We start from the raw sequence: 8,879 nt of genomic DNA, 5'->3' as shown, positions 1-8,879 counted from the left end.
CCGCGTTGCGGAACGCCCCGATCAGCGTCAGGCCGTCGGGGTAGCCGGCCTCGGCCAGCATCGACCTGCACTTGGCCGGGTCGCCCTCGTCGTTCGGCGTGGGGTACGGGTCGTACTCCTGGTAGCCGATGTTGCCGGGCGGGATCGCGGTGTGCAGCGGCGTGTTGAGCTCCTTGCCGCCGTAGATCTTGCCGATGGCCACCTTGCTGATCGCGTACTCGATGGCCTGGCGCACCTTCAGCTTGCCCATGGCCCCGTTCTCGTTCGCGCTCCGCAGGTTGAAGACGAGGTACGGGTTGGTGATCGCCCCCGGGTAGACCTTGAAGTTCGGGTCTCCGGCGGCGGCGAGCCGGGGAAGCTGCGAGGTCGGGACGGGCAGGTCCCAGGACAGGTCGGCGGTGCCGGCCTCCAGTTGCTGCTGCACGCTGTCCGGCTCGGTGACGCCCTGCTTCACCTCGATGGCGTTGACGTACTGATGCCGGATCGGGTCCGCCTCCTGCTTCCACGCGGGATTGCGCTCCAGCCGGATCTCCTTCGTCGCCACGTACTTGGTGATCTTGTACGGGCCGTTGGAGATCGTGTGCTGCCGGAACTCGGCGTCGTCCGGGGCGTACTGGTCGTACTCCTTCGGCGCGGCCGAGGCGAAGTTCAGCGCGAGGATGTTGAGGAAGTCGCTCGCGGGCTGGATCAGCGTGAAGGCGATCGTCATGTCGTCCTTGGCCCGCACGCCCGCGATGTCGTGGGAGTTCTGGAAGCCGGCCAGCGCCTGCGGGGTCGGCTTGGCCGTCTCGAACGCCTTGGCGTACGCCGCGCAGTACTCGGCCATTCCCTTGATGGTGCTGGTGTAGTACCCCGGTGCGCCCGCGCCCGCCACGGGGTTGCACAGCCGCTTGAACCCGCGCACGAAGTCCTGCGCGGTGACCTGCCGCGGCGGCGCGGTGTCCCACTGGACGCCGGAGCGCAGCTTGATGATGTAGGTGAGATGGTCGGCCCCGATGCCGCCGTTCTCCGTCGTCGGCATCTCGGCGGCGACGTCGGGCACGACCTCCACGGCCTTGTTCGGATCGCCCGACGCCGGCAGCGAGAAGAGCTGGCGCGCGTAGGCGCGCATGATTCCCTGCGTGACCACGTAGTACGAGCTGGTGGGGTCGAGGTGGTCGACATCGCCCCCTCCGACCAGGCGCAGCGTGCCGCCCGAGGTCGGCTTGCCGGTCTGGTCGGGCGTCGCGGAACCGCTCTGCCCCGCCACGCCGCCGTCCGTCTGACACGCCGTGGCCAGAAGTGCCGCCGCTGCCACAACCGCGATGGTGAGATGGCGCCTGTTGGCCATCTGCCCTCCTCGTTTCGAGAATGGGTGTTCGTGGTGGCCGGTGGCAGGGCCCGCGACGCCACCTCGACGCGCTCCCTGCGGCTTGCTGAAGGCTTTCCCGAGCCGGTCCGGGGGCGGCTCTGAATGAAGGAACCCACTCCGGAGGGGTGGCTGTCGAGAGTGGTTACGCAACCGTTGGCGAGGCGCGATCCGTAAGTGATGCCGGTTGGGTGAACAAATGTCAGCGAATCACGACACAACCGATACGCGCCCTCGATCGGGGCACTGGCCTGCGCGGACGCCCCGCCTGACGCCCTCCGGCGAGGTGCGCGGGAGCGGGAACCCCGAACGGGGACGGCGTCAGGAGCCGAGGCGCCAGGAGCGCAGATACTCCGCCTGGACGGGGGTGAGCGCGTCGATGGCGATGCCCGCCGCGGCGAGCTTGAGCCGCGCGACCTCCGCGTCGATGTCCGCCGGAACGTCGTACACGCCCGGCGCGAGCCGGGCCCGCTCCGCTGCCAGCCAGGCGACGGCGAGCGCCTGCGCGGAGAAGGACATGTCCATGACGGCCGCGGGGTGGCCCTCGGCGGCCGTCAGGTTGACCAGGCGGCCCTCGGCGAGCAGCAGGAGCCTCCGCCCGTCGGCCAGGACGTACTCGTCGGTGTGGGGCCGGACGCCGAGGTGCACGTCGTGCGCCATGCCCTCCAGCGCGCGCACGTCGATCTCGACGTCGAAGTGTCCGGCGTTGGCGAGGATCGCGCCGTCCTTCATCTCGGCGAGGTGCTCGCCCCGGATGACGTCGCGGTTGCCGGTGACCGTGACGAACAGGTCGCCCGTGCGGGCCGCCTCGGACATCGGCAGCACCTCGTAGCCCTGCAGGCTCGCGTCCAGCGCCTTCACCGGGTCGATCTCGGTGACGATGACGCGCGCCCCCTGGCCCCGGGCGCGCTCGGCCACGCCGCGCCCGCAGAAGCCGAACCCCGCGACGACGACCGTGCGGCCCGCGATCAGCGTGTTGGTGGCGCGCACGATGCCGTCCAGCGTGGACTGGCCGGTGCCGTACCGGTTGTCGAACATGCGCTTGGTGCGTGTGTCGTTCACCGCGACCATCGGGAACCGCAGGGCCTGCTCGGCCGCCATCTGGCGCAGCCGGATGATGCCGGTCGTGGTCTCCTCGCAGCCTCCGCTGACCCCGTCCAGCAGCTCGACGCGCTCGGTGTGCAGGGTGTTGACCAGGTCGCAGCCGTCGTCCAGGACCAGATCGGGGGCGATGTCGAGCGCCTCGTTGATGTGCCGGTAGTAGGTGTCGCGGTCCACCCCGGCGCGGGCGTGCACCGCGATGTCGTAGGTCCGCAGCGCCGCCGCCACGTCGTCCTGCGTGGACAGCGGGTTGGACGCGGCCAGGGCGATCGCGGCGCCCCCGGCCTTGAGCGCGCCGACCAGCACGGCGGTCTCTGCCGTGACGTGCAGGCACGCGGCGATGCGCAGGCCCTCCAGCGGGCGCGTCGCCTCGAACCGCGCCGCGACGGCCCGCAGCACCGGCATCGAGCGCATGGCCCAGTCGATCCGGCGTTCCCCGGCCTCGGCGAGCGACGCGTCCTGCGCTTCCATCCCATTCCTCAGTGGTGCGTCATGTGGCGAAGGGTCCCCGCGCGAACCGCGCGCGGGGACCCGAGGCCGCTGGAGCGGCTACCGATCGGTGCGGATCAGTAGCGGTAGTGGTCCGGCTTGTAGGGGCCCTCGACGTCCACGCCGATGTACTCGGCCTGGGCCTTGGTCAGCGTGGTCAGCTTGACGCCGAGCGCGTCGAGGTGCAGGCGCGCGACCTTCTCGTCCAGGTGCTTGGGCAGCACGTAGACGCCGATCGGGTACTGCTCGGTCTTGGTGAACAGCTCGATCTGCGCGATCACCTGGTTGGTGAAGGAGTTCGACATGACGAAGCTCGGGTGGCCGGTGGCGCAGCCGAGGTTCATCAGGCGGCCCTCGGCGAGCACGATGATCTGGTGCCCGTCGGGGAAGGTCCAGGTGTGGACCTGCGGCTTGACCTCGGTCTTCACGATGCCCGGCACGCGCGCGAGGCCGGCCATGTCGATCTCGTTGTCGAAGTGGCCGATGTTGGAGACGATCGCGTTGTGCTTCATCCGGCCCATGTGGTCGGCCGTGATGATGTCGAAGTTGCCGGTGGTCGTCACGAAGATGTCCGCGATGCCGACGACGTCCTCCAGGGTGGTGACCTGGAAGCCGTCCATGGCCGCCTGCAGGGCGCAGATGGGGTCGATCTCGGTGACGATCACGCGGGCGCCCTGGCCGCGCAGCGCGTCGGCGCAGCCCTTGCCCACGTCGCCGTAGCCGCAGACCACGGCCACCTTGCCGCCGATCAGGACGTCGGTGGCGCGGTTGAGGCCGTCGATCACGCTGTGGCGGCAGCCGTACTTGTTGTCGAACTTCGACTTGGTGACCGAGTCGTTGACGTTGATGGCCGGGAACAGCAGCGTGCCGTTCTTGAACATCTCGTACAGACGGTGGACGCCGGTCGTGGTCTCCTCGGTGACGCCCTTGATGCCCTGCGCCACCGACGTCCAGCGGCCCTCGGGGGTCACCGTGCGACGGAGCAGGTCGAGGATGATCTTCCACTCCTCGGGGTCGTTCTCGCCGGCCGTCGGGACCGCGCCGGCCTTCTCGTACTCCGCGCCCTTGTGGACGAGCAGGGTGGCGTCACCGCCGTCGTCCAGGATCATGTTGGGGCCGCCGCCGCCGGGCCAGGTGAGGGCCTGCTCGGTGCACCACCAGTACTCTTCCAGCGTCTCGCCCTTCCAGGCGAAGACCGGCACGCCCTTGGGGTCGTCCACGGTGCCGTCGGGCCCGACCACCACGGCGGCGGCAGCGTGGTCCTGGGTGGAGAAGATGTTGCAGCTCACCCACCGGACGTCCGCACCGAGGGCCACCAGCGTCTCGATCAGCACCGCGGTCTGGATGGTCATGTGCAGCGAGCCCATGATCTTCGCACCGGCCAGCGGACGCGACTCGGCGTACTCGCGGCGGACCGCCATGAGGCCGGGCATCTCGTGCTCGGCGAGCTGGATCTCCCTGCGGCCGAAATCGGCGAGCGCAAGGTCTGCGACCTTGAAGTCCATCTGTCTTCCCCTCAACCCGGATCATTGCGTCTCTGCCGAGTGTAAGAGGCGGCCAACCCCCAATGCATCCCCAGAACTGCGAACCTGACAAAAGAATGTAAGACTTCGCTCTATGCGAATCACGGAGGCGGCGAAACGGCTGGGTATGTCTCCCCGGATGCTCCGCTACCGGGAGGCCCTCGGGCTGCTGCCCGCCACGCGGAACAAGGGATCCCACCGGCGGTTCGGGCCCGACGAGCTCGCCGCCGTCACGCAGGCGATGGAGCTGGAGCGGCGCTTCGACGTCTCCCCCGCCGAGCTGGCGTTCGGCCTGCGCGTCCTCAGCGAGCCCGCCGTCGCCCAGGCCGTCCGCGAACTGGGGTTGCGCATCGGCCGCATCCACGCCCCGCGCCGCGCCCTGGACTTCGAGAAGGAGAAGGCCCTGCGGCTCCTCCGCCAGGGACGCTGACCGGCGCGGCCACGGGAGCCACGGCCTTCGAGGTGACGGCCACGGGCTTGCCGGAGCCGTGGCCGTCCACCTCGGGCCGAGGGTGGCGCCGACGACCCGCTCCACGGGCGGGTGTCGCAGGCGCCGTCATCATGCTGGCGTGGTGCCGGGTCGCGCCGGTTTCCCCGCGACGACGATCCCGTTAAACGACGGACCACGCAGGTGAGAGCACGGCGTGGCCTCCTGCGCATCCGCGTGCCACGCCCTGACACGGACCCGGGAGCCGGGGCCGTGACCAGGCCCGCGAAGGTCAGGCGTGATCGGCCGGGGCGGACTCGGCGGTGTCGACGGAGGGTCCGCCCTCCGAGGCCTTGTCCGGGCGGTACAGGTCGGGCTCCAGGTAGATGACCCGGGCGATCGGGACGGCCTCGCGGATGCGCCGCTCGGCCGCGTCGATGCCCTTGGCGACCTCGGCCGCCGTGTCGTCGTGGTCCACCGCGATCTTCGCCGCGACCAGCAGCTCCTCGGGCCCGAGGTGCAGCGTGCGCAGGTGGATGACCCGGGTGACCCGGTCGCTCGACTCCAGGGCGTCGCAGATCTTGCGCTCGGCCTCCGGCGCCGCGCTCTCGCCGATGAGCAGGGACTTGGTCTCGATCGCGAGGATGACCGCGATGATCGCCAGCAGGATGCCGATCATGAGGGTGCCGACGCCGTCCCAGACACCGTCGCCGGTGACGACGGCCATCGCCACGCCGAACAGCGCGAAGATCAGGCCGAGCAGCGCCCCGAGGTCTTCCAGCAGCACGACGGGCAGTTCGGGGGCCTTGGCCCGGCGGATGAACGCGAACCAGGACTCCTCGCCCTTGACCTGGGAGGCCTCCTTGATCGCGGTGCGGAACGAGAAACCCTCGGCGATGATCGCGAAGATCAGGACGCCGAACGCCCACCCGGGCGACTCGACGTCGTGCGGGTGGGCGATCTTCTCGAAACCCTCGTAGAGCGAGAACACCGCGCCGATCGTGAACAGCACGACCGCCACCACGAAGGCGTAGAAGTAACGCTCGCGGCCGTACCCGAACGGGTGCTTGCGGTTCTCGCGCTTCCTCGCCCGCCGGCCGCCGAGCAGCAGCAGGGCCTGGTTGCCCGAGTCCGCGACCGAGTGCACCGACTCGGCCAGCATCGAGGAGGAGCCCGTGAACAGGAACGCCACGAACTTCGCCACCGCGATCGCGAGGTTCGCCCCCAGCGCCGCGATGATCGCCTTACTACCGCCGCTCGCGCTCACCCGCTGTGTCCACCCATCCGTCAGACCGACTCTCCACAACCGCCAAAGCGGTCACGGCAGATCTTATTGGGAAATTCTCGACTTAAGTTCAACGACCGCGCTCACGGGTGCCGGATCGATGCCGAACCCGAGCGCCAGATAAACGCTTCCATAGTCGGCGAGGCCGACCAGCGAGGCCAGCCGTTCCAGCGGATGCGCACCCTCGGCGGTCATCTCGCTGACCGGAACGCCCCGATCGTTCGCGATACGCACCGAGTTCACCCGGCGCTTGCCGACCTGGGGATGCTCGTCGAGGTCGCGCAGGACGAACAGCCGCAGGCCCATCGAGGGCGAGTCGCCGAAGATGTCGCGCTCGGCCAGAGGACCGTCCAGCGCCTCGATCTGGTCGTGGTTGGCCTCGGGGATCTCACCCCAGATCGCCGGATATTTCGCGTTCACGTTGAGCTGGGACGCCAGCCGGTGCGCGGCCGCCGTCGCGATCGCCGACGTGCCCCAGATCATCGGAATCGTGCCGGCCAGCTCCAGGGCCAGCGTCTTGCCGGGGTTGATGAACGACTCGCTCGACGGCCGGCAGCGGTGCGCGATGTCCTCCAGGCGCGCGGCCGCGGCCTCTACCGCGTCCTGGCCGATGTCGGCCAGCCCGAGCGCCGACGCCATCGCCAGCAGCGGCATGGTCGTCCCCCACAGGTTCGCCCGCGGACCGCCCACCGCCCCGGCCACCGGTACGACCGGAAGGTGCAGGCCGGAGGACTGCTCGGCGATCGCCGCGAGGGGCGAGCCCGGACGGCCGACGGTGACCAGGCGGCTGCCACGCCGCACGGCCTCCAGGGCCAGCGCGGTCGTCTCTTCGGTGGCGCCCGAGGACGACACCGCGACGACCAGGTCGGCGGCCCCCACCCAGCCCGGCAGCCGGTAGGACCGCACGGTGACGATCGGGATCGGCACGCCGCCGCCGCACACGGCCGCGAGCATGTCGCCCGCGAGGGCCGAACCGCCCATGCCCGCGACCACCAGCGCCCTCGGCCGCCCCTCGGCGGACAGCCTGGCCACCCCGGCCTCCAGCGCGGCCCGGTGCGAGGTGCGCACCTGGGCGCCGGACGTCGCCACCGAGGGCAGCATGCCCTCCGGGTCGCCCTCGGTCAGGAAGCCGGCGTCATCCAGCCGCTCGGGCTCGAACGACCTCACGCCTTGCGCGCCTCGTCGACCAGCAGGACCGGGATGTCGTCCCGGACGGGGTAGATCAGCCCGCAGGTCTCGGAACCGCAGGCCAGCTCGTCGGTGTCGGGGACGACCTTGAGCGGCGACTTGCAGTTCGGGCAGGCCAGGATGTCGAGCAACCAATCGTCGATCTTCACGGTCAACTCCTCACGGCGGCGAGGACCTCGTCACGGACCGCCGCCATCTGCTTCTCGTCCGACGCCTCGGCGTTCAGGCGGAGAAGCGGCTCTGTGTTGGACGGACGAAGATTGAACCACCAACCCGGCCCCGAGACGGTGAGGCCGTCGAGATCGTCCACCTCGACGCCCTCACGGCCCGCGTAGGCGTCGCGCACCCGGGCCACGACGGCGGACTGGTCCTCCACGGTGCTGTTGATCTCGCCGGAGGCGGCGTAGCGCGAGTAGCGGGCGAGCATGTCCGACAGCGGGACGTCCCGCTCGCCGAGCGCCGCGAGCAGGTGCAGCGCCGCCAGCATGCCCGAGTCGGCGAACCAGAAGTCGCGGAAGTAGTAGTGGGCGGAGTGCTCGCCGCCGAAGACCGCGCCGGTGCGGGCCATCTCGGCCTTGATGTACGAATGCCCCACGCGGGTGCGGACCGGGACGCCGCCGTGCTCGATGATGATCTCGGGGACCGCCCGTGAGGTGATCAGGTTGTGGACGACCGGCGCGCCGGGGTGCTTGGCCAGCTCGCGCACCGCGACCAGCGCGGTGATCGCCGAGGGCGAGACCGACTCTCCGCGCTCGTCGACGACCCAGCAGCGGTCGGCGTCGCCGTCGAAGGCCAGCCCGAGGTCGGCGCCCTTGTCCAGGACGGCCTTCTGCAGGTCGCGCAGATTGTCCGGCTCCAGGGGGTTGGCCTCGTGGTTGGGGAACTCGCCGTCCAGTTCGAAGTAGAGCGGGATCAGCTCGACGGGGAGGCCCGCGAACACCGAGGGGGCCGTGTGGCCCGCCATGCCGTTGCCGGCGTCGACCACGACCCTGAGCGGCCTGATGCCCGACAGGTCGACCAGGCCGCGCAGGTGGGCGGCGTACCCGTCGAGCAGGTCGCGCCTGACCACCGTGCCCGCCGAGCCCGCGCCGGAGCCGAGCTCGTCTGTGGCCAGCAGCTCGGCCGCGCGGTCGCGGATGCGGGTGAGCCCCGTCTCGGCGCTCACCGGGACCGCGCCGGCACGGCACATCTTCATCCCGTTGTAGCGGGCCGGATTATGGCTGGCCGTAAACATCACGCCCGGTAACCCAAGGCTTCCGCTCGCGTAGTAGAGCAGGTCGGTGGAGCCGAGCCCGGCGTCGACCACGTCGGCGCCCCGGCCGGTGACGCCCCGGGTGAAGGCTGCGGCCAGGGGGACGGACGAGGCGCGCATGTCATGGGCGACGACCACGGACCCGGCGCCGACGACCTCGGCGAAGGCGGCGCCGACGGCCTCGGCCGTGCGTTCGTCCAGCTCGCCGGGCACGACGCCGCGGACGTCGTACGCCTTGAAGATCTTGGCCAGGTCACCCACAGCCG

The 8,879-nt window shown here is 70.4% G+C and carries 8 protein-coding genes; 1 reads left to right on the top strand and 7 read right to left on the bottom strand.

Annotation, left to right across the window (positions count from 1 at the left end; all coding sequences use genetic code 11):
- The 3 genes from DQ384_RS25820 to ahcY all read right to left on the bottom strand — a co-directional run.
- Positions 1 to 1,330, bottom strand: a 1,330-nt coding sequence (locus tag DQ384_RS25820) for an ABC transporter substrate-binding protein (RefSeq protein WP_220183127.1), incomplete at its 3' end; no start/stop codon positions are given.
- A gap of 339 nt (positions 1,331 to 1,669) precedes the next feature.
- Complete coding sequence (locus DQ384_RS25815) at positions 1,670 to 2,920, bottom strand: adenosylhomocysteinase (RefSeq protein ID WP_114031458.1); 1,251 nt, start codon at positions 2,918 to 2,920, stop codon at positions 1,670 to 1,672.
- A gap of 95 nt (positions 2,921 to 3,015) precedes the next feature.
- On the bottom strand, positions 3,016 to 4,443 hold the full coding sequence (gene ahcY, locus DQ384_RS25810; RefSeq protein WP_114031457.1) for an adenosylhomocysteinase: 1,428 nt from the start codon (positions 4,441 to 4,443) through the stop codon (positions 3,016 to 3,018).
- Between the two features lie 112 nt (positions 4,444 to 4,555).
- On the opposite strand from ahcY, the gene DQ384_RS25805 reads away from it, so the two are divergent.
- On the top strand, positions 4,556 to 4,891 hold the full coding sequence (locus tag DQ384_RS25805) for a MerR family transcriptional regulator (protein ID WP_114031456.1): 336 nt from the start codon (positions 4,556 to 4,558) through the stop codon (positions 4,889 to 4,891).
- Between the two features lie 289 nt (positions 4,892 to 5,180).
- Here the strand turns inward: DQ384_RS25805 and DQ384_RS25800 are convergent, their stop codons facing one another.
- From DQ384_RS25800 to DQ384_RS25785, 4 genes are all read right to left on the bottom strand, one after another.
- Entirely contained in the window at positions 5,181 to 6,155 is a 975-nt protein-coding gene (locus tag DQ384_RS25800) for a cation diffusion facilitator family transporter (protein WP_114031455.1), read from the bottom strand.
- Between the two features lie 63 nt (positions 6,156 to 6,218).
- Complete coding sequence (locus DQ384_RS25795) at positions 6,219 to 7,340, bottom strand: SIS domain-containing protein (RefSeq protein WP_245966777.1); 1,122 nt, start codon at positions 7,338 to 7,340, stop codon at positions 6,219 to 6,221.
- Entirely contained in the window at positions 7,337 to 7,516 is a 180-nt protein-coding gene (locus DQ384_RS25790; protein ID WP_114031454.1) for a Trm112 family protein, read from the bottom strand. The genes DQ384_RS25795 and DQ384_RS25790 overlap by 4 nt, the downstream gene beginning before the upstream one ends.
- Positions 7,513 to 8,874, bottom strand: a complete 1,362-nt coding sequence (locus DQ384_RS25785) for a phosphomannomutase/phosphoglucomutase (protein ID WP_114031453.1) — start codon at positions 8,872 to 8,874, stop codon at positions 7,513 to 7,515. The genes DQ384_RS25790 and DQ384_RS25785 overlap by 4 nt, the downstream gene beginning before the upstream one ends.
- Positions 8,875 to 8,879 lie beyond the last annotated feature (5 nt).

The organism is Sphaerisporangium album (genome assembly GCF_003323745.1).
GTDB classification, from domain to species: Bacteria; Actinomycetota; Actinomycetes; order Streptosporangiales; family Streptosporangiaceae; genus Sphaerisporangium; species Sphaerisporangium album.
This window is presented reverse-complemented; position numbering and strand designations above follow the sequence as displayed.

Bases quoted from the DNA above. Each gene is read 5' to 3' on its own strand.
- DQ384_RS25815 (WP_114031458.1), bottom strand. From the start codon at position 2,920: ATGGAAGCGCAGGACGCGTCGCTCGCCGAGGCCGGGGAACGCCGGATC.
- ahcY (WP_114031457.1), bottom strand. From the start codon at position 4,443: ATGGACTTCAAGGTCGCAGACCTTGCGCTCGCCGATTTCGGCCGCAGG.
- DQ384_RS25805 (WP_114031456.1), top strand. From the start codon at position 4,556: ATGCGAATCACGGAGGCGGCGAAACGGCTGGGTATGTCTCCCCGGATG.